We start from the raw sequence: 23,336 nt of genomic DNA, 5'->3' as shown, positions 1-23,336 counted from the left end.
AAACAAACAAAGGATTGGGTAGAAGTCAAGGGCTTTTGCGTGTGACCGGATCGAAGAGCCCACCATGTCGATGCCCCAGACCGTCCGGCACATCAACGAGAAACGGGCGCTGGCCGCCCTGCTCCGCGCGGGCACGCTGAGCCGCGCCGATTTGGCCCGCGAGTTGGGCCTCACGCGATCGACGGCGAGCAGCATCGTGGCCGGCTTGATGAAAGACGGGCTGGTTCGGGACGCGGGTGAGGCTGCAACCGAGCCTCCGAGCAACGCTGACGCGCCGCGCATCGGGCGACCCGGCACGCTTCTGACGCTGAACGCCGCGCATGGCACCTTCATCGGCGTCGATCTCGGCATCGATCATCTGCATCTTCTGGCGCTCGATTTCGCCGGCCGGGTTCTGACGCAGGAGCGGCTGCCCATGAGCCCCGCCGCGATGGGGCCGGAGCGCATGGCCGAGACACTTGCCGAGCGCAACGCCGGTTTTCGCGAGCGACTTGGCGCGGCCGGGCCGGTGCGTGGCCTTTGCGTGGCTGTGCCGGGCGTGGTGGACGAGCGTGGCCTGGTACTGCGCCTGCCCATTCTCGGCTGGACGGGCTGGCCGCTTCGCGAGGCCCTGCGCCGCGCTTTCCCGGACATCGCGGAGATCGAAGTCGAGAACGACGCCAATGCCTTCGCCGTGGCCGATGGGTTGCAGGACGGCGCGAGTGCCGGCTCTCGCAGCGTGCATCTCCTGCTGGATGCCGGCGTCGGTGGCGCGATTCTGGTGGATGGCGCCTTACAGCGCGGCGCGCATGGCTATGCCGGGGAGATCGGACATATGCCCGTGGGCGAGAAAGGCTTCCTGCCGGAGGCCGCCCTGCCCGGCTCGCTGGAATCCTTCGTCGGGCGGGACGCGATCCTGCACCGATACCACGACCTGGGCGGAACCCGCGAACTGAACGCTCTTCTCGCCGGTATTGGTGCCGGCGAGGCGTCAGCGCGGCGCTGCCTCGGCGAATGGGCGCATTATCTCGGGCGCGGCCTCGCCACGATCACGGCCCTGATCGACCCCGGCGAGATCGTGCTGGGCGGCCCTGTCGCCGCGCTTTTTGCGGCGGGCGAGTCTCAGGTCAAGCAGGCGCTCCGACGCCATCTCCTGCCCGGCCAGCCGCTGCCCGCCTTGCGCCTCTCACGCTCGGGCGAGGCGGGCGCGGCGCTCGGCGGCGCGGGGCTTCTGCACCGCCGGCACCTGTCGGTGGACGAGGATTTCGTGTTCCGCCGTGCCGACCCCGATCAGGCGGAGGCGAGCACCTCGGCCGAGATGCGATAGCGCGTGTCCCAAGGCTCGCCGGCCCGGAAGGTTTGGGAGACGCCCTCGCGACTGAAACTGCCGTCCAGAAGATCGGTGCGGTCGAAGGCCGAGGCGACGGGTTCGATGCCGAGGCCCCGGAAGCGCCCGTTCCAGGGCTTGGCCGTGCGTCCGGCCTGACTGATCCAGAGGAGGCAATGAGGGAAAGCGCCCTTGTCCCATTCGAAACGGACGCGCGTTCCGGCCGTCTCGTCGCGCAGCGCGATGGAGCCCTCAAGCTTCCACAGCTGCACCAGTTCTTCGAACAGGCCGGGGGCCGGCAAGGCGGCGAGCGAGACCGGCTCGCCGTCCAGAGTGTCCACCGCGTCGAGCCGTGAGAAGAGAGCCCCCGTCCTGAGGCGCGACACGCCGGGCTGGAAGGGCTCGGGGAAAACTTGGCCTCGCTCGAACGGCGCGGGCTCCAGATGAAGCGTGCCGGTCGTCTCCGGCAGCTTGAAGATCGGATGCAGCCCGATCGGCAGCGCGCAATCTATGCGCGTCACCACGCGAAGCGAAAACTCCACCGCCGCCTTGCCCGGCACGCCTCTGATGCGGCGCTCCAGACGCTCGACCGGATGACCTGACGGAAAGGCGCAGGCGAGATGGAGCGTGCCCTCGCCGTCCTCGACCAATTCCCATTCGGCGTTCGAGCCGTAGCCATGGTGGCCGGGGTCGAATCCCGTGGTGCCGAAGGGCACGCAGGCCCATTCGCCGCCGAGCAGGCGCAGGTGCTGGGCCAGCGTCTCGTCGCCCTGTATCTCCGGCTCGTCGTGCCAAGCGGCTTCAGCGAAAGGCGTGGCGCTTCGGCCACTGCCCAGATCGAACGTGAGATGATGCAGCATGGCACCGGCGGGCGTGACAACGGCCCGGCCCCGGTCCCATTTGAGAGTCCAGCCCTGCATGATCCGCTCCCTCAGCGCACGCCGAGGCCGGCCAGAAGCCCGCCATCGATGCAATGGTCCGATCCGGTGATGAAGCCCGCGCGGTCGGAAGCGAGGAAGGCGATGAGATCGGCCACCTCCTCCGGCTCGCCGATGCGCCCGATCGGGTGCGCCGCGCCGAAGCGCTGGAACACCGCATCCACATCGGCCTCCGGCCCGTCAAAGGTGCGCGCGGCGAGTTCCAGAATGGGCGTGCGCACCGAGCCGGGGCTGACGGACGTCACGCGGATGCGATCGGGCGCGAAGTCGAGCGCCATGGCGCGTGTCAGCGCGTGAATGGCGCCTTTGGACGCGACATAGGCCGCAACGCCCCGCTGGCAGGCATGGCCCTGCACGCTGGACAGATTGACGATGGCCCCGCCGCCGCGCCGACGCATCAGGGGCACCCCCCATCGGGCCGTCAGATGAATGGAGCCGACATTGACCGCGAGGCAGCGCAGGAAGGTCTCGGGATCGGTCTCGACCGCATCCCCGTAAGGGTGAATCGCGGCGGAGTTGACGATGATGTCGAGCCCGCCGAACCGCTCGTCGCAGAACCCCAGTGCGGCCTCGACTTGGGCTGGGACGGAAACATCCGCGCGCCGGACGACGAGACGCGGGTCCGCCTCGGCCAAGGCGGCATTGCCGGCCTCGTCGATGCCGAGCGCCAGGACTTGCGCTCCACCGGCCGAGAGGCGCAGCGCGGTGGCGCGCGCAATGCCGGTCGTGCCCGTGACGAGCGCGATCTTGCCCTGCATATCCCCTGGCATCCTCTCCTCCCGATCCGCCCATTTCGTCGCTGGGCTTTTTCGTAGGAGGCTAGGAGCAGAGATAACGCCCGTCAATTCCTATTTTTTCTCGCGTCAAGATCAAGGAAAGAATAGGTTTGGGGCTGACCGCCGCGACCATGGCATCGGGCGCCGGGATCGTAGACACTGCGCGGGAACCAATCTTGAGCGACGAGACGATGATCAAGCGCGTGCGCACCATGGAAGACTTCGCGCAAGCGGTCGGCCTGTCACGCCCCACCGTATCGAAATATTTTCAGGATGCGAGTTCGATCCGTCCCAAGCTGCGCGAACGGATCGAGGAGGGGCTGCGGGAAACGGGGTTCCGACCCAATCTCTTCGCGGTCAACCTGAACCGCCGCCAGACCAAGATCGTCGGGCTGATCTTTCCCAATTCGCTCGACCCATTCTATGCGGGCCTGCGCCGGCAGATCGAGGATCGTGCCGCGCGCGAGGGCTATCTGACCTTCGTCTTTTCCTCCGACGGCAAGCCGGAGATGGAAGAGGACGCGCTGGAAACCCTGTCGCAACTGAACGCAGCGGGGGTGATCCTGTCGCCGGTGGGCGGCGATGCGGCGCACCGCGCGCGTGTCAAGGCGACGGCGCGCAGCCTGCCCATCGTCTTCATCGACTCACCCTTCGATGACGAGGAAGCTTTCGTCGGCACGAACAATGGCCAGTCCATGGCCCTCATGACGGACTATCTCTCGCGCTTCGGCGAGGGGCCGTCCTATTTCGACATGCCCCATGTCAACGCCAACGGCGCGGCGCGGCGCGAGGCCTATGCGCAGACCATGCGCCGACGCGGGCTGGAGCCGCGCTTCGTCGCGGTCGAGCCCTCGACCAGCTGGGAGTTCGAGCGCTACGCCTTCGAACAGACCCAGCGACTTCTGAAGGGCGAGGGCTTTCCGACCAGGAGCCTTCTTTGCGGCAACGACCGCATCGCTTTCGGCGTCATGGCCGCGCTCAATCAGGCGGGCCGGCGCATCGGGCTTGGCCCCGACTGCGAGTTCCGCGTCGCCGGCCACGACAACCAGCCCTTGTCGGAATATATCTGGCCGCCGCTCACCACCGTTCAGCAGAACACCGGCGAGATGGGCCGGCTCGCGCTCGACCTCCTGCTCCAGCGCCTAGACCCCGCCCGCGACAGGCAAGGCGAACCGGAAGCGGGCCGCCATCTCCTGGTGGATGGCGACCTCGTGTTGCGGGCCTCGGCGTAAGAGACGGGGACAGAACCCTGCGGCGGAGATCCGGCGAGGGACTTGCGTTCCCGACGAGGCGCCGAGCGCAGACGATGCAGCGCATCGGCGAGCATCGGCAACGATGATCGGGGGCGGAAGCACCCGACGGATCGACCCGCAGGGTTTTGCCCCCGGCTCTAAGCGCCCTTCGCGCGATCAGTTGATCGCGCGCTGGAAGGCGCGGTTCTTCTCGTATCGTTCGCGCGCGGGCGCGATCTCGGCGCGATCCGAGACCTCGGGCACGGCCACGTCCCACCAATGGCCGCCGGCCTCCGTGGTGATCAGCGGATGCGTGTCGATCAGAATCACGGTCGAGCGCGTGTTGGCGCGCGTGCGCTCCAACGCGGCTTCCAGATCGGCGATGGAAGAGACCTTCTCGGCCAGCGCGCCCATGGCCTTCGCATGGGCCACGAAGTCGATTTCGGGCACGATCTCCTGCCGACAGTCCTCCAAAAGATTGTTGAAGTTCGCGCCGCCGCAGGCCATCTGGAGCCGATTGATGCAGCCATAGCCGCGGTTGTCGAGCAGCACGACCGTGAGCTTCTGCCCGAGCATGACAGATGTCGCGAGCTCGGAATTCAGCATCATGTAGGACCCGTCGCCGACCATGACGACGACGTCCTTTTCGGGCCGCGCCATCTTCACGCCGAGGCCCCCGGCGATCTCGTAGCCCATGCAGGAGAAGCCGTATTCGAGATGGTAGCCGCCGGGCTGCGTCGGCGCCCAGAGCTTGTGCAACTCGCCCGGCAGGCCGCCGGCCGCGCAGACGACGATGGAATTCTCCGTGCCCCTCGCCCGAGCGACCGCGCCGATCACCTGCGCATCGGACGGCAACTCGGCGTTGGAGGTGGCGAGCGCCTTGCCCGCCGCCTCGAACCAGGACACGCGCTCGGCATGGGCGCGGGACGTATGGGCGGCGTCGGCTTTCCAGCCGGCCAGACCTTCCGAAAGCAGCTTCAATCCGACCTTGGCGTCCGCCACCAATGGCACGGAGCCGTGCTTCACGGCGTCATAGGCCGCGACGTTGAGGCCGACGACCTTCAGCCCCTCCTCGCGGAACAGCGCCCAGGAGCCGGTGGTGAAATCCTGAAGCCGCGTGCCGACGGCCAGAACCAGATCGGCCTCGGCGGCGAGCGCATTGGCGGCCGACGTGCCGGTCACGCCAACCGAGCCCAGCGCCAGATCATGCGTCTCGTCGATGGCGGATTTGCCGGCCTGCGTGACGGCGACGGGCACGCCGTGCGTTTCGGCAAAGCGCAGGAGGTCCTGCGTCGCTTCGGAATAGAGAACGCCGCCGCCCGCCACGATCATCGGGCGCTTCGAGGCGCGGATGAGCGAGACGGCATGGGCCAACTCGTCCTCGTCCGGCCGGGGCCGGCGCGTCCCCCAGACGCGCTCTTCGAACAGGGCAGCGGGAAAGTCGTAGGCCTCGGCCTGCACGTCCTGGCAGAGCGAAAGGGTGACCGGTCCGCAATCCACGGGATCGGTCAGCACCTGCATGGTGCGCTGAAGCGCGGGGATCAGCTGTTCGGGCCGCTGGATGCGGTCGAAATAGCGCGACACCGGGCGGAAACAGTCGGAGGCCGAGACCGTGCCGTCACCGAAATCCTCGATCTGCTGGAGCACGGGGTCGGGCAGGCGATTGGCGAAGACATCGCCCGGCAGGAAGAGAACCGGCAGGCGGTTCACATGCGCGACGCCCGCCGCCGTCACCATGTTGAGCGCGCCGGGGCCGATCGAGGTCGTGCAGGCCATGAAGCGACGGCGGAACGAGGCTTTGGCGAAGGCGATGGCCGCATGGGCCATGCCCTGCTCGTTATGGGCGCGGAAGGTCGGGAACGCGTCCTTCACGCCATACAGCGCCTCGCCCATGCCGGCCACATTGCCATGGCCGAAGATCGCCCAGCAGCCGGCGAAGATCGGCACGGTCTGCCCCTCCACGACAGTCTTCTGCGCCATCATGAAGCGCACCACGGCCTGCGCCGCCGTCAACCGGATCGTCTTCGTCATGTCTTTGCTCTCCTCGGCCTTTCCGTTCCGTCCCGTCAGGGGTCAGCGATAGAAGGCCGGCTTGTCCATGGTGGTGATCGGGACGATCTGCCCCGTGCGCTTGGCTTCGACGCAGGCATCCGACGTGACGGCGGCGAAATAGCCGTCCCAGGCGGTCGGCCCGGTGACCTCGCCCTTCGCCGTCGCCTGCACCCATTCCTGCAACTCGACATCGTAGGAGTCGATGAAGCGCAGCTTCCAGTCCATCATGATCTCCTGCCCCGCGAGGGACTGGTGACGGAGCGGCACGCTGATCGGCTCGGGCAGATTGGCCGTGCCGTCCTCGCCGACGATCTGGCACTGGATGTCGTAGCCGAACTGGCAGTTCACGAAGATCTCGGTGTCCATGACGATGCCGGACCTGGTCTTGAGCACCACGACGTAAGGGTCATCCAGACCTTCCTTGGCATGGCGCGAGCGCTTGCCCTGGATCACCTGCGCCGAAACATAATCATCGTCCACCAGCCAGCGCAGAACGTCGATCTCGTGGATGAACGTGTCGGTGATGCCCATGTCGCCAACATAATGGGCGGGAACGGTCGGGTTGCGATGGGCCGAGTGCAGCATCAGCGGCTCGCCGATCCGGCCCGAGGTCACGACGCCTTTCAGGAGGCGGTAGCCCGCATCGTAGCGGCGCATGAAGCCGACCTGCACGAGAGGACGGCCGCTCGCGATCTCGGCTTCCACGATGCGCCGGCAGGCGTCTGCCGTGGTGGCAAGCGGCTTTTCGCAGAAGACCGGCTTGCCGGCGGCAATCGAGGCCAGCACGAATTCCTCGTGGCTCGGCCCCCAGGAGGTGACGACGACCGCATCGACATCGGGATCGTCGATCACGCCCTGGCCCGTCTCATGAACGCGCGCACCGGGGCAAAACCGCTCGGCGGTGGCGCGCGCGCTGTCCGGGTTGATGTCGTTGACGGCGGTGACGGTCGAGCCGGCCAGCTTGCCGTGCAGGCGGGCGATATGTTCCTGGCCGATGGCGCCCGTGCCGATCACACCGATCTTCAATGTCATGTTCGTCTTCCGTGAGGTCTTCAGAATGGGCGGGAGAATGCAGGGCGGCGTCAGGCGGGGCAATCCACCCAGCGCCGCTCGTCATGCGAGCGGGCCATGGCGTGGACGGTCTCCTCGATGGCGAAGCCCGTTTCGAAATCCACGATCCGGGCGGGGCGGCCGTCGATGGCGGCCAGAAGCTCGTGCGCCTCGATGACCTTCAGATCGTTGAAACCGAGCCCATGGCCGGGCGCAGGCACGAAAGAGCCATATGGCGCGTGCGCGGGGGCGGTGAGCACGGTGCGGAAGCCTTGGGTCCGCTCGTCGCCCTCGCGCGTGAAGAGCTGGAACTCGTTCATGCGCTCCTGATCATAGGCGATCGTGCCCTTCGCGCCGAAAACCTGCACGGCGATCCGCCCCTTGCGGCCCCAGGCGGCGCGGTTGGCCACCAGCAGGCCCGACGCGCCGCTCCTGAGGCGCAGCAGCGAGGTCGCGATCTCGTGCGTCTCGACCGGCCGCCCCTCGCGGCTGGCATAGGGCTTGGCCTGATCCGTCATCACGCTGGCCACCGGCCCGGCGAGACGCCAGAGGATCGAGAGTGGATGCACGGCGAAATCGTCCAGCGCGCCATAGCCCGACGCCGCGCCGTTCTTGTAGACGAAGGGCGCGTCCGGATCGGCCATGAAATCCTCGTCCATTTCGAGGCGCACATGGTTGACCGCGCCGATCACGCCGTCTTGGATCAGCGCTTCCATCTGCCGGATGGCAGGGTTCTGGATATAGTTGTAGCCGAGTGCGGCGACCCGCCCCGAGCCTTTCTGCGCCTCCAGCATCCGGCGCGCGTCGTCGCGGCTCGTCGCCATGGGCTTCTCGCACCAGACATGCTTGCCCGCCTCGAACGCCGCGCAGGCCATCTCGGCGTGAAACGGATTGGGCGCGGCGATGGAGACGACATCGACCTCGGGGTCGGCGATCACGGCGCGCCAGTCACCGCTCGCCTTGGCGAAGCCGAACTCGCGGGCCTTGCTGTCCGCCAGGCTCTGATCGGCCTCGGCAAGATGCACGAGGCGCGGGCGGCGGGTTTCCCCGAAGGTGGCGGCCACCGCGTTCCAGGCGAGCGCGTGGCATTTTCCCATGAAGCCCGTGCCGATGAGGCCGACGCCGATCGTGTTGTTGGTCATGTCGCGCTCCGTCACGCCCGAGCCCGCTTGCGCTGGCGATATTGGTCGGCGATCACGGCGGCGACGATGATCACGCCCTTCACGATCTCCTGGTAGTAGGCGTCGATGCGCAGGAAGGTGAAGCCCGAGGTCATGACGCCGAGGATGATGACGCCGATCACCGTGCCGGTGATGCGTCCGACGCCGCCGGCCAGCGACGTGCCGCCGATGACGGCCGCCGCGATCGCGTCCAGCTCGTAGGACACGCCCATGCCGGCCTGACCCGACACGGCGCGGGCCGAGGTGACGATGCCGGCCAGGCCCGCCAGCGTGCCGGCGATGGCATAGACGACGAGGAGATGGCGGTCGACATTGATGCCCGAAACGACGGCGGCCTGCCGGTTCGCGCCGATCGCATAGGTGAACTTGCCATAGCGCGTGTAACGCAGCGCGATGTGGAAGACGAAAGCGACGACTAGGAAGATGACGACCGGCGTCGCGCCCGCGCCGATCGCGGCGTAGCTGTCCAACAGCATCGAGACCGGCTGGCCGCCCGTGTACCATTTGGCGGCCCCGCGCGCCGCGACCATCATGCCGAGCGTCGCGATAAAGGGCGGAATGCCGGTGTAGGCGATCAGCGCCCCGTTCACGAGCCCCGCCCCCAGGCCAACGGCGAGGCCGGCGATGACGGGAACGATCACGGGAAGGCCCGTCAGCGAGGGATAGACGGCGCGCGCATAGTCGGGGTTCTGGGCGAGACTCGCCGCGACCATGGCCGTCAGCGCGACCACCGAGCCGGAGGAGAGATCGACGCCCGATGTGATGATGACCTGCGTCACGCCCACCGCGATGATGCCGATCACCGAGACCTGTAGGATCATGACGATCAGGCGCTGCTGGTTGCCGAGGAAGCTTTGGCCGATCAGCACCCAGCCGAGCGCCTCGAACACCAGCGCGATGCCGACGAGGACGAGAAGGATCGAGACTTCGGTCGGAAGCTTGCGCCGACGCCGCGCGGGCTTGTCCACGGCGGGGGCCGGCGGCACGCCGCCATGCGTCGCTTCGTTGAGGCTCATGGGTTCACTCCCGGTTATCAGATGCGCCGCGCTTGGGCTCTCCCGGCCCGGCGTCGCGAAAAAGGCTTGGAACGAGGCTCAGCGCGAGGCGAGGTCCATGACGCGTTCCTGCGTCGCCTCCGCCCGGTCCAGAATGCCGGTGACGCGCCCGCCATGAACCACCATCACCCGGTCGCTCATGCCCAGCACCTCGGGCAGTTCCGACGAGATCATGATGACGGCGAGCCCCTCGCCCGCGAGCTTGGACACGAGACGGTGGATCTCGGCCTTGGCGCCGACATCGATGCCGCGCGTCGGCTCGTCGAGGATCAGGATCTTGGGCTTGGTCAGGAGCCAGCGGCCGATCAGAACCTTCTGCTGGTTGCCTCCCGAGAGGTTCTGGATGCGCTCGTCGAGGTCGGGCGTCTTGACCCGCATGACCTTCGACATGTCCTCGCAGCGCTTGTCCACCTCGCTTTGGCGCACGAAGCCGCCCGAGGTGAACTCGCTCTGGATCACCGCCATCTGCATGTTTTCGGTGATGGACAGCGGCAGGAAGCAGCCCGTGTCCTTGCGATCTTCGGTGAGGAAGGCCATGCCGTGGCGCATCGCGACCGCCGGATTGGCGATGCGCACCTCCTGCCCGAACAAGGTGATGGTGCCCGAGGTCGCCGGCGTCACGCCGAACAGCGTCTCGGCGATGTTGGAGCGGCCCGAGCCGACGAGGCCAGCAAGGCCCAGGATTTCGCCTGCGCGCAGGTCGAAGGATACGTCCTGGAACACGCGGCCGAGCGACAGGCCGCGCACGGAGAGAACGACCTCGCCGATCTTCGCCTCTTCCTTGGGGAACATCTGCGTCAGCTCGCGGCCCACCATCATGCGGATGATGTCGTTGCGCGTGACGGACTTGGCGTCCTCGGTGCCGATATATTTGCCGTCCCGGAAGATCGAGACTTCGTCGGCGATCTCGGCCAGTTCGTCCATCTTATGCGTGATATAGACGATGCCCTTGCCCTCGGCGCGGAGCTGCCGGACGATGCGGAAGAGATGCTCCACCTCGCGATCCGTCAGCGCGGAGGTCGGCTCGTCCATGATCAGGACGTCGGAGCGGTAGGACACGGCTTTGGCGATCTCGACCATCTGGCGCGAGGCGATGGAGAGGGTTTGGGTTTCGGCGTCCGGGTCGATGTCGATGGACAGATCGGCGAAGAGCTTTTCCGTGCGCCGGCGCATCTCGCCATGATCCACGAAGCCGAAGCGGTTCTTAGGTTCGCGCCGGATCCAGATATTCTCGGCCACCGTCATGAAGGGCATCAGGTTGAGTTCCTGATGGATCATGGCGATGCCGTTTTCGAGCGCGTCCAGCGGGCCGCTCAGACGAATGCTCTGCCCGCGCAGGCGAAACTCGCCGCCGTCGGGCGTATAGACGCCCGCGATGATCTTCATGAGCGTGGACTTGCCGGCTCCGTTCTCGCCCATCAGGGCGTGGACCGTGCCGCGACGCACGCGAAACTGCACGTTGTCGAGCGCGACGACGCCCGGAAAGACCTTCCGCACGCCGTCCACTTCCAGGAGATAGTCCGCGCCCGGAACCGCACCGCTCTCGCGGACGAGGCGCATCGTCGAAGGGCTGATCGTCGGTTGCGACATGATGGACCTCTCCTGGACTTCGTTCGCGCTCGAACGCCTCACTTCGCGCCGGCGTACTGAGCCATGTTGGCCGGCGTCACCAGTTCGAACGGCACCCAGATCTTGCGCTCGGTGGCCTCGCCCTTGGCGAGCTTGGCGGCGGCCTCGACGGAAGCGGCCCCTTGGGCGGTCGCGTTCTGGAACACGGTGACGTCGAGATCGCCCGCCTTCATGGCGGCGAGCCCATCCGGCGTCGCGTCGATGCCGGCGACCACGACGCTTTTGGGATCGCGACCGACCGCCTTCAGCGCCTGGATCGCGCCGATTGCCATCTCGTCATTATTGGCGATCACCGCGTCGAAATCGGCCGAAGACGACAGCCAGTTGGTCATGATGTTCTGGGCCTCGATCCGGTCCCAGCCGGCGGCCTGCTTGTCGACGATGGTGATGCCCTTGCAGGCAGGCGTCGCCAGCACGTCCTCGATATCCTTGGTGCGAACGATCGAGGAGTGGTTGTTGAGCGGCCCCATCAGCACATAGGCCGCGCCCTTGCCGCCGAGCAGCTTGCAGACTTCCTCCGTCTGCATCGTACCGGACTGCACCTCGTCGGAGCCGACGAATGCGGTCTTCTCGGGAAGCGTGTCGAGGTCGGCGGGCGGATGGACGGAATAGACGATGGGAATGCCGGCTTCCTTCGCCAGCTTGGTCATGGCGGGCGTGCCGTCGCCATCCACGGCCGCGACGACGATGGCATCGACCTTTGCGGCGATGAAGTTTCGGATCTGGTCGAGCTGGCGCTGCGGGTCGTTCTGCGCGTCCTCGACCTGGAGCGTGACACCGGGCATCGCCTTGGCGCGCGTTTCCATGCCTTGGCGCAGGATGGTCAGAAACACGGAATCGGCGCGCGCCATGCTGACGCCGATCGTCTCGGCCAGCGCGGGAGCTGCCATAAGGGACAGAAAAGACACGGCCAGCGCCGCGCGAAGACACGTCGTCATGGTTCGAGTTCCGTCAAGGAGCAAGGGGGAAGCGGGGCGCCGCGCATGGCAGCGCCCCGGCCGAATCGTCAGGTCTTGGCTTCGGTCAGTTCTTGGCTTCGTACTGGGCCATGTTGGCGGGGGTCACGAGTTCGAAGGGCACGTCCACGACCTTCTCGGTCTTCTCGCCCTTGATGAGCTTCTGGATCGTGTCGATCGCGCCCTTGCCCTGGCCGGCAGCGTTCTGGAACACCGTGACCTTGAGATCGCCGGCCTTCATGGCGGCGAGACCATCCTGCGTCGCGTCGATGCCGGCGACGATCACGTCCTTGGTGCCGGCTGCCTTCAGCGCCTGGATCGCGCCGATCGCCATCTCGTCATTGTTGGAGATGACGGCGGCGGGCTTGAGGCCGGCCGAAATCCAGTTGGTCATCAGATCGGTCGCTTGGGTGCGCTGCCAGTTGGCCGTCTGCTTGTCGAGAATCTTGATGCCCTTGCAGGGCTCGGCGGCGATGACGTCCTCGACATCCTGCGTGCGCTGGCGCGCCGCCTGGTTCGACAGATCACCCATCATGACGACGATCTCGCCCTTGCCCCCTAAGAGCTTGCAGACTTCCTGCGTCTGGAGCGTGCCGGACTTCTTCTCGTCGGAGCCGACAAAGGCGACCTTCTCGGGCAGCTTCTCCACGTCCGCCGGCTGGCGGTTGACATAGACGAGCGGAATGCCGGCCGCCGTCGCGAGCTTGGTCATCTGCGCGGTGGCGTCCGTGTCCACCGGGTTGACGATAATGCCGTCCACCTTCTGGGCGATGAAGTTCTGGATCTGGTTGAGCTGTTTGCCGATGTCGCTGGTCGCGTCCTCGACCTGAAGCGACACGCCGTCCGCCTTCTTGGCGGCATCTTCCATGCCGTTGCGCAGAACGGTCAGGAAGTTGTCGTCGAAGGACGCCATGCTGACGCCGATATTGGCCGCATGGGCCGAAGCCATCATCGCGGCCGAGGCGGCGAGCGTGAGCAGAATGCGTTTCATGCGTGTTTCCTCCCAAGGATTCGGACGGGCCTCTGCCGCGTCCGACATGTCCATTTCCGCCGCCGGCCTCCCAGCCGGCAGCGTCATGCCGTCACGCCGCAGCCGATCTCAGACCGGCTGCGACGAATTCCATGCTGGCGCGCAGATCGGCTGCCACGTCCGGGCTCTCGGCGACTTCAGCGGCGAAAGGCTCGAAGGACAGCGGCCCGGCATAGCCGCCGGCCGCAAGCGCGCGGATCTGATCACAATTCCCGATCCGGTCGGCCGGGCCGACAAGAACACGGTGCGGGTCGCGCATGGCCTCGCGCGGCACCGAAGCGTCCTCGACGCCCGAGATATGAACGAGCCCCGTGCGCGCGGGAAACATCTCCCTCGCACCGGCGACAAAGTGATGGAACGTGTCGTGCACCAGCTTGAAGCGATCCGCTTCGCCCACCGCGTCGATCGCCGCGACCGCCTCGCTTTTGAGGCGCAGCGAGCATTCGGCAAAGCCCAGCGGCTCGACATAGCCGAGAAGCCCGGCATCTTTCAGGATCGGGGCGAGACCCGCCAGCGCCTCGCGAAGCGCCGAAAGCCTTGTGTCGTCGCTCGTCCAGAAGTTTTCTTCGTTCACCGGGCAGAGCACCAGCGCCTCAGCACCAGCCGCCTTCGCCTGCGCCGCGAGGGCCCTCGCCTCTTCGGCGCGCGCGGGCGTCCAGTCGTTGAAGCGTTGCAGCGCGTTGACGGAGAGAATGCGCACGCCAGCCGCCTCGGCGGCCCGGCGCACGTCGTCCGGCGACGTTCCGTCGGATAGGGCCACGCCCGGCAGATCGTTGCGGATTTCCACCGAGCTGATACCCAACGCCTTTGTCAGGACGAGGAGACCATCCAGTCCGAGGCGCGGCGCAACCCTATGATTGAGTGCGAAATCGACCACCAGTTCCCCCTCCCAGGGCGCCGATCGAACCTTTTCAGCGGCTCGTAGCAATTTTGGAATTCATATGCCCTTTTTATCCGATATGGAAATTTGTATTCTGAGTGAGCGAAGCGTGTCAACCACCCCTTCCGGTTGGGTCGCGAAAAATGAAAAGGATGCCAAATGATGCGGGAGGAGGGAGAGATCGGAGCCATGCAGGGCACCGCGCCGGAGAGTTTCGCGGAGCTGCGCGAGCGTCTGGCCGGTGGATCGGTCAAGCTGTCGAAGCGGTTGAAGCAGGTGGCGTCCTTTGCGCTCGCCCAGCCGGACGAGATCGCGCTCGGCACGGTGACGACCATCGCGGACAAGGCCGGGGTTCAGCCCTCGACCCTGATCCGTTTTAGCCAGGCGCTGGGGTTCGCCGGGTTTTCCGACCTTCAGATGCTGTTTCGCGAGCGCCTGCGCAACCACGTCTCCAACTATGACGACCGACTTCTGTCGCTGCGCGCCAAGAATGGCGATGCGTCGCGCTCGGCCGTCCTGTTCGACGGCTTCTGCGAAGCCTCCACCCGCTCGATCACCGGGATGCACGACAAGCTCGATATCTCCACCATGGACCGGGCGATCGACGTTCTGGCCGGAGCCGAGACGATCTATCTCATCGCGCAGCGCCGCTCCTTTCCCGTCACGGCCTATGTCAGCTATGCGCTCGGCAAGCTCGGCATTCGCAATGTCCTGATCGGCTCGGCGGTCGGAACCGATGCCGAGACCATGTCCTTCGCGACAAAGCGCGATGCGGCGATCGCGATTTCCTTCACGCCCTATGCCTCGTCCACCGTCGCCTATGCGCGGCAGGCAGTGGAACTCGGCACGCCGCTCGTCGTCATCACCGATAGCCCATTCAGCCCGCTCGTGTCCGACGGCCACCTCTGGTTCGAGGTGGTGGAGGCGGATTTCCAGGGCTTTCGCTCGCTCGCCGCCTCCATGGCCCTCGCCATGACGCTGGTGGTGGGCCTCGCCGAGCGCCGCCGCGCCTTGCTGGGGGAGAAGGACAACAACACGAAAAGCTGACGGCGCTTCAAAAGTGGAATTCAAATTCCATATTGACGCTCGTGGGATCACATGCTTCATCTAGCGCCGAGGAATTCGAGCCCGAGCTTCGCGACGGGGATGCGGCAGGAGCATCCCTCATCCGGCGAGGCGACGGGCCTCTAGAGACAGGGAGGTGGCTCATGGGCCAGGTGCTCGACGTCGTCACGATCGGTCGTTGCTCGGTCGATCTCTACGGCCAGCAGATCGGCTCGCGGCTGGAGGACATCGCCTCGTTCGCCAAGTCCGTCGGCGGCTGCCCGGCCAATATCGCCATCGGCACGGCGCGGCTCGGCCTCAAATCGGCGCTGCTCACCCGTGTCGGCGCGGAGCAGATGGGCGGTTTCGTGCGCGAGCAGCTGGCGCGCGAGGGCGTCGAGACGAAGGGCGTTACGGTCGACCCTGAGCGCCTCACCGCATTGGTTCTTCTGGCCGTCGAGGACGAGGGCGTCTCGCCCATGATCTTCTATCGCAGCGACTGCGCCGACATGGCGCTCTGCGAGGACGATGTGTCGGACGAGTTGATCGCCTCGGCCCGCGCGATCGTCGTCACCGGCACGCATTTCTCCAAGCCCAACACCGAAGCCGCGCAGCTGAAGGCGATCCGCCTCGCCAAGGCGGCGGGCGGCAAGGTCGTCTTCGACATCGACTATCGCCCCAATCTCTGGGGCCTTGCCGGCCATGCCCAAGGCTTCGAGCGCTATGTCGCCTCGGATCACGTCTCGTCCAAGCTCCAGCTGATCCTGCCCGATTGCGACCTGATCGTCGGCACGGAAGAGGAAATGATGATCGCGGGCGGCATCAGCGATCCGCTGGCGGCGCTGAAGGCGATCCGGGCGGTCTCGTCGGCCACGCTGGTTCTGAAGCGCGGGGCCATGGGCTGCATCATCTTCGACGGGCCGATCGAGACCCTGGAGGATGGCGTCGCCGGGCGCGGCTTCCCGATCGAGGTGTTCAATGTGCTCGGCGCGGGGGACGCCTTCATGTCCGGCCTTCTCGCCGGCTGGCTGCGCGGCAAGCCCCATGGCGAATGCGCGACCATGGCCAATGCCTGCGGCGCCTTCGCCGTGTCGCGCCTTCTCTGCTCGCCGGAATATCCGACCTCGGCCGAGCTCGACGCCTTTCTCGCCAAGGACCAGATCCGGCGTCGCCTGCGCAAGGACGAGGACCTCAACCATATTCACTGGGCGACCACCCGCCGGCCGGGGCCGGAGCGCCTGATGGCGCTCGCCTGCGACCACCGGATGCAGATCGAGGAAATGGCGGAGGCCGCCGGCGCGCCGCGCGAGCGGATCGAGGATTTCAAGGTCCTCGCCGTCGAGGCGGCCTCGCGCGTGGCGGGCGACCAGCCGGGCTTCGGCGTCCTGCTGGATGGAATCTACGGCCAGAAGGCGCTCTACCGCGCGGCGGCCAAGGGCTTCTGGATCGGCCGCCCGGTCGAGAAGCCGGGCTCGCGCCCGCTCGATTTCGACCATATGCCCGACCTCGGCAGCCATCTCACCGAATGGCCGGTGGATCACGTCGTCAAATGCCTCTGCTTCTATCACCCCGATGATCCGGCCGAACTGAAGGCGCGGCAGGACCGCGAGCTTCTGCGCCTGTCGGACGCCGCGCGGACCGTCGGCCGCGAGCTTCTGGTGGAGATCATCGCCGGCAAGCACGGCGCGCTGGAGGAGGACACGGTCGCCTCGATCGTGCGCCACGTCTATGATCTCGGCATCAAACCCGACTGGTGGAAGCTGGAGCCGCAGAAGAGCGTGAGCGCCTGGCAGCGGATCGAAGCCGCCATCGCCGAGCGCGATCCCTATTGCCGTGGCATCGTGCTGCTCGGCCTCGACGCGCCGGAAGCCGAACTCACCGCCGCCTTCCGGGCCGTCGCCGACGTCTCCATGGTCAAGGGCTTTGCGGTCGGGCGCACCATCTTCGCCGATGCGGCGCGGCGCTGGCTGCGCGGTGAGATCGACGATGAAACCGCCATCGCCGATATGGCCCGCCGCTTCGGCGCGCTGGTGGACGCATGGCAGGGCGCGGGCCGGCAGATAGAAGCGGCTTGACGCATCCCGCCCATCACCCAACCCTTTCAACGGGCCGCATCCCAGCGGCCCGACATTTCGTGGAGGAAGCATGATCCGCATCGGCGCGAACCCGATCTGCTGGAGCAATGACGACCGGCAGGACATCGGCGGCCATATCAGCCTCGAACAGTGCCTGACGGAGGCAAGCGCCATCGGCATCGAGGGCATGGAACTCGGCCACAAGTTCCCGCGCGAGCCGGGCGCGCTGAAGGCCAAGCTCGGCGAATACGGCATGGATTTCGTCGGTGGCTGGTACTCGACCTTCCTCCTGGATCGCGACGCCGAAGCCGAGTTCGAAGCCGCGCGCGACCATATCGCTCTGGTGAAGGGCGCGGGCACCGACATTTTCATTGTCTGCGAATGCACGCGCACGGTGCATGGCGACGAATCCTCCCCGCTCCACGCCCGGCCCGTCCTGACGGAAGAGGAATGGGCGCGCTTCCTGCCCCGCCTCACGCGCTTTGCCGAGCTTTTGAAAGCGGAAGGGCTGCGCATCGCCTATCACCACCATATGGGAACGGTGATTCAGACGGGGCCGGAGATCGACCGGATGATGGAGGGCACCGGCCCGGCCTTCACGCTGCTGCTCGATACCGGCCACGCCACCTGGGGCGGCACGGACCCGGCCGACCTCGCGCGCCGTTACCGCGACCGGATTGTTCATGTCCATGTGAAGGACGTGCGCCCGGACGTGGCGCGGCAGGCCGCGCAGGAGGACTGGAGCTTCCTGACCTCGGTTCTGGCGGGCGTCTATACCGTGCCGGGTGACGGATCGGTGGACTATGTCTCGGTGCTCAAGCAGCTTCCCGACTATTCCGGCTGGATCGTCATCGAGGCCGAGCAGGACCCGGAGAAGGCCCATCCCGCGACCTATGTGAAGCTCGGCTACGACAATCTCACCCGCTTCATCGCCGAAGCCGGTCTGAAACGCTGAAAGGCAGGATATGTCCAAGCTGCTCGTCAAACCCTCGGGCGACCAGGGCAAGGTCGTCGAAGTCACGCCTGATAGCGCCGGCTGGCGCTATGTCGGCTTCGCGCTGCATCGGCTAAAGCCGGGCGAGAGCGTCTCGGGCGGCGAGGCGGATCGGGAGGTCTGCCTCGTTCTCGTCTCCGGCAAGGCCGATATCACGGCGGGCGGACAGGAATTCGGCACAGTCGGCCGTCGCATGTCCCCCTTCGACGGCAAGCCCTCCTCGGTCTACGCGCCGGCGGGGGCGCAGTGGCGCGTCACCGCCGAGACCGATCTGGAACTCGCCGTCTGCACCGCGCCGGGCGAGCCCGGCGCGCGTCCGCCGCGCCTGATCGGCGAGGACGACAACACGCAGGAAGTGCGCGGGCGCGGCAACAATGTCCGCCACGTCACCAATATCCTGCCCGAAACGGCGGAAGCCGATGGGCTTCTGGTGGTGGAGGTCATCACGCCCGCCGGCAACACGTCGAGCTACCCGCCCCACAAGCACGACCAGGACGATCTGCCGAAGGAATCCTATCTGGAGGAAACCTACTACCACCGGATCAACCCGCCGCAGGGCTTCGCCTTCCAGCGCGTTTACACGGACGATCGCTCGCTGGACGAGGCCATGGCGGTGGAGGACGGCGACGTGACGCTGGTGCCGAAGGGCTACCACCCCTGCGCGACGATCCACGGCTACGATCTCTATTATCTCAACGTTATGGCCGGGCCGAAGCGGACGTGGAAGTTCCACAATGCACCCGAGCACGAGTGGCTCCTGAAGGCCTGAGACGAACGAACCCTGTAATAAGCATGGCAAAAGGCGCGGGATGGAGTTCCATTCCGCGCTTTTGTTGTATTGGAAGGGAAAGAACGGGACGGCCTTAGCCGCCCACCATCAGCTTGACCACCTCGTCATGCGTCGTGTCGGCGATGCGCCGCTCGCCGGCGAGCACGCCGCGCCGAAGCACCACGATCCGGTCCGACACGGCGAAAATGTCCTGCAGATTGTGCGAGATGAAGATCACCCCGCGCCCCTGCGCCTTCAGCTGGTGGATCAACGAGATGACCTTACGCTGCTCGGGCACGCCCAGCGCCGCCGTCGGCTCGTCCATGATCAGGAGACGCGCGTTCCAATAGACCGCGCGCCCGATCGCCACGGCCTGCCGCTGGCCGCCCGAGAAGTTCGAGACCGGCGCGTCCATGCGCGAGACGTGGAAGTCGAGCAGCGCCATCGTATCGCGCGCTGCCTCCGACATCTTCTTGCGGTCGAGCACCGGCAGGAAGCCGAATTTCTTCGTCATCGGCTCGCGGCCGAGGAAGATATTGCCGCCGATCGAGAGATTATCGGCGAGCGCCAGATCCTGGTAGATCGTCTCGATGCCGCTGTCGCGCGCTTCCTGGGGCGTCGAGAAGGACACGGGCTTGCCTTCGAGGCGCACTTCGCCCGAGGTCGGCTTGTAGACGCCCGAGATCGCCTTGATCAGCGTCGTCTTGCCCGCGCCATTGTCCCCCGCGAGCGCCACGACCTCGCCCGGCGCGATGGTCATGGAGAAGTCGTTCAGCGCGCGCACCGCGCCGAAATGCTTGGAGAGATTGCGAACTTCGAGAATGGCTTGAGCCGAATTACTCATCGATGCGACCTCCCGAGAAGCGGCGCTGCGCCTGATCGATCAGGACCGAGATGATGATGACGATGCCGACGCTGATGAACTGCCAGAAGGGTTCGACATTCACGAAGACGAGCCCGTACTGGATGACCGCGATGACGAAAGCGCCCGCGACCGTGCCCAGAATGGTGCCCGAGCCGCCGAAGAGGCTGGCACCGCCGATGACCACGGCCGCCACGCAGTCGAGCAGCAGCGGCTCGCCGGCCTGCGCCGCGCCCGCGTTGAAACGCGCGGAATAAACGACGCCGGCCAGACCCGCACACAGCGCCGAGAGAATGTAAAGCCGCAGCAAATGCGACTTGACGTTGATGCCAGAGCGGCGCGCCGCCTGCACATTGGCGCCGATGGCGTAATTGTGCTGCCCGAAGCGCGTCTGGCTGAGAAGATAGTGCATCACCAGAACGAAGAGCGCGGTGATGAGGATGATATAGGGCAAGCCGAAGATGCGCCCGTTGCCGATCGTGGCGAAGAAGGAATTGCTGATCGGAACCGTGGTGCCGCCGGCCAGAAGAAAGGCGACGCCGCGCGCCACGCCGAACATGCCGAGCGTGCCGATGAAGGGCGGCACGCGAAGCCGCGAGACGAGAAGACCGTTGATCAGGCCGGGAATGCCGGCGACCGCCACCGCGACGATCGTTCCGACGAGAACCCCCATGGGCAGTCCGAGGCCGGGCGAGACGGCGTTGATCGTATGGGCGGCGACCACGGCGGCCAGCCCCATGATGAAGCCGAGCGACAGATCGATGCCGCCCGAAATGATCACGAAGGTCTGGCCCGTCGCCAGGATCAGCGGCGCGACGGCGAAGATCGCGATCGACTGGATGTTGAACGAATTAAAGATGAAGGTGCCGCCGAACTCCATGCGCGCCCAGGCCTCGAAGCCGAGCGCCAGCGCCAGGAGAAAGAGCCAAGCCCTCAGATCGGCGACGCGCTGAAGCCAGGTCTTGGCCTTGTCGGCGTGGTCGGCCTGCGGCTTGACGTGGACGGCGGGGCTCGCCGGCGGCGGGGTCTGAGGCGAGCCGGGAAGCGGCGCGCCCGTTACGGATGCTGTCATGAGTTCACCTGCCCGGCGGCGGTTCCGCCTCTCGTGGCTGAGATCGATGCGCGAAGGAATGAGGCGGGCCGGTGCGAAAGGGTGCTGAGGGCCGGCCGGAACGCTGGAGCGACACGAAGCGCGGGATCGCTGGATCGAGCCAGCATCGGGCGCTGAACCTTCGCGGCCAGCTGATAACGCTGACCGCGAAGCCGAAGGGTTGCTACTCGGAGTAGACGTATTTCGCGACGTTCGGGTCGGAGACGTTCGCCTTGTTGATCACCGTGAAGCCAGTGCCGATATTGGTCGGGATCGACTGGCCGGTGAGATGGGCATAGGCCGACACGACGCCGTAATAGCCGATTTCGGCCGGGTGCTGGGCAATCGCCGCGTCCACGAGGCCGGATTGGATGTTATCGACGATCGAACCCGGCGCGTCGAAGGCGACGACCTTGATATTGCCGGTCTGGCCGGCCTGCTGAACGCCGTTTCCGGCACCGAGCGCGGAGAAGAGATTGGCGCCGAACACGCCCTTCAGATCGGAATTGCGGGCATAGACGGCCTGCAACTGGCTCGCGGCCTTATTGGCGTCGTTGTCGTTGAACTGCGTGTCGAGAACGGTGATCTTGGGGAAGTTTTCCTTCATCTCCGCCTTGAAACCGGCTTCGCGCTGGTCGGTCGTGGAGATGCCCGGCTTGACGTTGGAAACATAGACCTTGCCGCCGGCGTCGCCGATGGCAGTGGCCAGCGCGCGCGCCGCCATGCGACCGCCCAGCACGTTGTCGGACGCGATATAGGCGAGCGGGAAGTCGGCGTCGCCCTTGCCGGTCTGGTACTGGCCGGTGCCGATGAACGTATCCACGGTGATGACAGCGATGCCGGCCTCATTGGCCTTGCGCAGCGGCTCGACGAGCTGGGTCTTGTCGGTCGGCGCGATCAGGATCGCGTCCGGCTTGCGGGCGATGGTCGCGTCGAGGACGGGGACCTGCACCACCGGATTGAACTCCGGCGCGCCTTGGAACACGAGGTTCACGCCCAGCGCGTCGGCGGCGGCCTGCGCGCCCTTGCGCATCGTGATGTAGAAGGCGTCCGTGGTGAGGCCCGGAATGAGCGCCACGGTGTATTTCTTGTCCTGCGCAAAGCCGGGGGCTGCGGTCAGGCCAATGGATGCGGCCACGGCCAAGCCGGCCGCCGCCCTCAGAATCGAACGACGCTGCATGTGTTCCTCCCTTGGATGAGCCGGCGCCCCGAATGTGCTCCCACACATGTTCGCTCGGGGGTCGGGCTCGGATGGTGCTTCACCGAACCGGCCGCTCATGGATCTTATGTTTTCTGCGAGAGCGACCGATCGTCAAGTGAAAATTGTTGCTGCAAGCAATTTCATGCACTGTTTCGAGACGAAAACCAAAGCGGGATCGACGTACCGGATCCATTCCCGAAAGGCACATTGAAGCTGCCTTCGCATCCTCCAAGGGAATGCCAAGGCGGATCGCCTGTCAATTATCTTTCGTTGTGCGAGCGTAGATTTTTTCTCGCGTCAAAATTTCGATCAATCCTTTTCCGCTTCACTGAGAACGGCTTCGGCCGTGCGCGCGTCCGTTGCCAGTGCCGAGATCAGGCCGGAGCGCGCCGCGCCCACAATCGCGGCCGCCTTCGCCTCGCCCAGCGCCACGCCGACCACGAGCGGCGTGCGCCGGAGCTGGTCGGCGGACATGGCGATCATCCGCCCTTCTCCGTCCCAGTCGATCACGCTGCCGTCGCGCCTGATGTAATGGCGCAGGACGTCGCCCACGGCGTCCCCCAAGGCGCGCTCGCCGGGCGTCGCCGCCGTCTCGTCGGGTGAGTTGGAGGAATGGGGCAGGCCGACGCCCAGGATCGCGACCGACACGCGGTCCCACAGGGACACGCTGCCGGCAATGGTCGGATCGGCCAGAAACGCGTCTCGCGTCGCGGCCGAGGGCAAGTAAGGGGCGTGAAGAAAATGCGGCGTGCCTTGCAGCGTCTCGGCGGCGAGCCGGACGAATTCGTTGATCTGGAAATGCGGCGCGTGTTGCTGCATCCCGCCGGTTGCAGGCACGGTCAGCGCGCCCGGCACGGGCGGCAGGCCGGTTTCCATCACGGCGCGGATCGCCCGGCCCCAGCCGATGGCGACCACCGAACCAACTGATAGCCCCTGCCCCATCAGCATTTGGCCGACCGGCGCGGCCAGCGCGCCCGCGCTCTGCCCGCTCGGCACCTCCACGACCGCCGCCTGCTTGAGTCCGAGCTTCTCCACCAGCGATTGGCCGAGCGCATCGGGCGAAACGAGATCGCGCACCTCGATGCGCACGATCCCCTCGGCGCGCGCGCGCTGGAGCAGGCGCGAAATGGTCGCGGTCGAAAGCCCCAGCCGCTTGGCGATATCGACCTGGCTGAGATCGCCCTCGTAGTGCAGCTTGGCGACCGTGTGCATCAGC

Annotated in this window: 20 protein-coding genes; 6 read left to right on the top strand and 14 right to left on the bottom strand. The window is 66.3% G+C overall.

The window, feature by feature from the left end; genetic code table 11:
* Nucleotides 1–64: 64 nt before the first annotated feature.
* Nucleotides 65–1,306 carry an ROK family transcriptional regulator gene (locus AUL36_RS12885; RefSeq protein WP_062221387.1) on the top strand — a complete coding sequence of 414 codons (1,242 nt, stop codon included), beginning with the start codon at nucleotides 65–67 and terminating at the stop codon, nucleotides 1,304–1,306.
* On the opposite strand, the gene AUL36_RS12880 is transcribed toward AUL36_RS12885, so the two are convergent.
* Complete coding sequence (locus tag AUL36_RS12880; RefSeq protein ID WP_062221384.1) at nucleotides 1,270–2,226, bottom strand: hypothetical protein; 957 nt, start codon at nucleotides 2,224–2,226, stop codon at nucleotides 1,270–1,272. The two genes, AUL36_RS12885 and AUL36_RS12880, sit on opposite strands and share 37 nt — an antisense overlap.
* Nucleotides 2,227–2,237: 11 nt before the next feature.
* Nucleotides 2,238–3,002 carry an SDR family NAD(P)-dependent oxidoreductase gene (locus AUL36_RS12875; RefSeq protein ID WP_244497121.1) on the bottom strand — a complete coding sequence of 255 codons (765 nt, stop codon included), beginning with the start codon at nucleotides 3,000–3,002 and terminating at the stop codon, nucleotides 2,238–2,240.
* Between the two features lie 230 nt (nucleotides 3,003–3,232).
* On the opposite strand from AUL36_RS12875, the gene AUL36_RS12870 reads away from it, so the two are divergent.
* The gene (locus AUL36_RS12870) at nucleotides 3,233–4,252 is read left to right on the top strand and encodes a LacI family DNA-binding transcriptional regulator (protein WP_062221433.1); all 1,020 of its coding nucleotides are present in this window, start codon (nucleotides 3,233–3,235) and stop codon (nucleotides 4,250–4,252) included.
* A gap of 177 nt (nucleotides 4,253–4,429) precedes the next feature.
* On the opposite strand, the gene iolD is transcribed toward AUL36_RS12870, so the two are convergent.
* The 8 genes from iolD to AUL36_RS12830 all read right to left on the bottom strand — a co-directional run bounded on the left by iolD (nucleotide 4,430) and on the right by AUL36_RS12830 (nucleotide 14,082).
* A complete protein-coding gene (gene iolD / locus AUL36_RS12865) occupies nucleotides 4,430–6,283 on the bottom strand; it encodes a 3D-(3,5/4)-trihydroxycyclohexane-1,2-dione acylhydrolase (decyclizing) (protein WP_062221378.1) in 1,854 nt (617 codons plus the stop codon).
* Between the two features lie 42 nt (nucleotides 6,284–6,325).
* Nucleotides 6,326–7,336, bottom strand: coding sequence for a Gfo/Idh/MocA family protein (locus AUL36_RS12860; protein ID WP_062221430.1), 1,011 nt, complete (start codon nucleotides 7,334–7,336; stop codon nucleotides 6,326–6,328).
* Between the two features lie 50 nt (nucleotides 7,337–7,386).
* Nucleotides 7,387–8,496, bottom strand: a complete 1,110-nt coding sequence (locus tag AUL36_RS12855) for a Gfo/Idh/MocA family protein (RefSeq protein WP_062221427.1) — start codon at nucleotides 8,494–8,496, stop codon at nucleotides 7,387–7,389.
* Nucleotides 8,497–8,507: 11 nt separating this feature from the next.
* On the bottom strand, nucleotides 8,508–9,551 hold the full coding sequence (locus AUL36_RS12850) for an ABC transporter permease (protein WP_062221374.1): 1,044 nt from the start codon (nucleotides 9,549–9,551) through the stop codon (nucleotides 8,508–8,510).
* Between the two features lie 78 nt (nucleotides 9,552–9,629).
* Nucleotides 9,630–11,180 carry a sugar ABC transporter ATP-binding protein gene (locus AUL36_RS12845; RefSeq protein WP_156418372.1) on the bottom strand — a complete coding sequence of 517 codons (1,551 nt, stop codon included), beginning with the start codon at nucleotides 11,178–11,180 and terminating at the stop codon, nucleotides 9,630–9,632.
* A 38-nt stretch (nucleotides 11,181–11,218) separates the two neighbouring features.
* A complete protein-coding gene (locus AUL36_RS12840; protein ID WP_062221372.1) occupies nucleotides 11,219–12,157 on the bottom strand; it encodes a sugar ABC transporter substrate-binding protein in 939 nt (312 codons plus the stop codon).
* Nucleotides 12,158–12,242: 85 nt separating this feature from the next.
* Nucleotides 12,243–13,166 carry a sugar ABC transporter substrate-binding protein gene (locus tag AUL36_RS12835; protein ID WP_058600396.1) on the bottom strand — a complete coding sequence of 308 codons (924 nt, stop codon included), beginning with the start codon at nucleotides 13,164–13,166 and terminating at the stop codon, nucleotides 12,243–12,245.
* A gap of 91 nt (nucleotides 13,167–13,257) precedes the next feature.
* Nucleotides 13,258–14,082: a TIM barrel protein gene (locus tag AUL36_RS12830; protein WP_244497119.1), complete on the bottom strand. Its 825-nt coding sequence runs from the start codon at nucleotides 14,080–14,082 to the stop codon at nucleotides 13,258–13,260.
* Between the two features lie 162 nt (nucleotides 14,083–14,244).
* Between AUL36_RS12830 and AUL36_RS12825 the strand changes: the two genes are divergently transcribed.
* The 4 genes from AUL36_RS12825 (at nucleotide 14,245) to iolB (ending at nucleotide 18,967) form a co-directional block, all read left to right on the top strand.
* Entirely contained in the window at nucleotides 14,245–15,132 is an 888-nt protein-coding gene (locus AUL36_RS12825; RefSeq protein ID WP_062221370.1) for a MurR/RpiR family transcriptional regulator, read from the top strand.
* A gap of 161 nt (nucleotides 15,133–15,293) precedes the next feature.
* Entirely contained in the window at nucleotides 15,294–17,204 is a 1,911-nt protein-coding gene (locus AUL36_RS12820) for a bifunctional 5-dehydro-2-deoxygluconokinase/5-dehydro-2-deoxyphosphogluconate aldolase (RefSeq protein ID WP_062221367.1), read from the top strand.
* A gap of 70 nt (nucleotides 17,205–17,274) precedes the next feature.
* Nucleotides 17,275–18,159, top strand: a complete 885-nt coding sequence (gene iolE / locus AUL36_RS12815; RefSeq protein WP_062221364.1) for a myo-inosose-2 dehydratase — start codon at nucleotides 17,275–17,277, stop codon at nucleotides 18,157–18,159.
* A 10-nt stretch (nucleotides 18,160–18,169) separates the two neighbouring features.
* A complete protein-coding gene (iolB, locus tag AUL36_RS12810) occupies nucleotides 18,170–18,967 on the top strand; it encodes a 5-deoxy-glucuronate isomerase (protein WP_062221361.1) in 798 nt (265 codons plus the stop codon).
* A gap of 94 nt (nucleotides 18,968–19,061) precedes the next feature.
* On the opposite strand, the gene AUL36_RS12805 is transcribed toward iolB, so the two are convergent.
* The 4 genes from AUL36_RS12805 to AUL36_RS12790 all read right to left on the bottom strand — a co-directional run bounded on the left by AUL36_RS12805 (nucleotide 19,062) and on the right by AUL36_RS12790 (nucleotide 23,335).
* Nucleotides 19,062–19,811, bottom strand: a complete 750-nt coding sequence (locus tag AUL36_RS12805) for an ATP-binding cassette domain-containing protein (RefSeq protein ID WP_062221358.1) — start codon at nucleotides 19,809–19,811, stop codon at nucleotides 19,062–19,064.
* On the bottom strand, nucleotides 19,804–20,901 hold the full coding sequence (locus AUL36_RS12800) for an ABC transporter permease subunit (protein WP_082655818.1): 1,098 nt from the start codon (nucleotides 20,899–20,901) through the stop codon (nucleotides 19,804–19,806). The genes AUL36_RS12805 and AUL36_RS12800 overlap by 8 nt, the downstream gene beginning before the upstream one ends.
* 202 nt (nucleotides 20,902–21,103) lie before the next feature.
* Nucleotides 21,104–22,099 (bottom strand): ABC transporter substrate-binding protein, encoded by a 996-nt coding sequence (locus AUL36_RS12795; RefSeq protein ID WP_062221355.1) that lies wholly within the window; start codon nucleotides 22,097–22,099, stop codon nucleotides 21,104–21,106.
* Between the two features lie 330 nt (nucleotides 22,100–22,429).
* Nucleotides 22,430–23,335, bottom strand: a complete 906-nt coding sequence (locus tag AUL36_RS12790) for a sugar-binding transcriptional regulator (protein ID WP_192843833.1) — start codon at nucleotides 23,333–23,335, stop codon at nucleotides 22,430–22,432.
* Nucleotide 23,336: the final 1 nt, after the last annotated feature.

The organism is Aureimonas sp. D3 (assembly GCF_001463805.1).
Taxonomy (GTDB): Bacteria; Pseudomonadota; Alphaproteobacteria; order Rhizobiales; family Rhizobiaceae; genus Aureimonas; species Aureimonas ureilytica_A.
The sequence above is the reverse complement of the archived record's forward strand: the minus strand, read 5'-3'. Positions and strand labels throughout refer to the sequence as shown.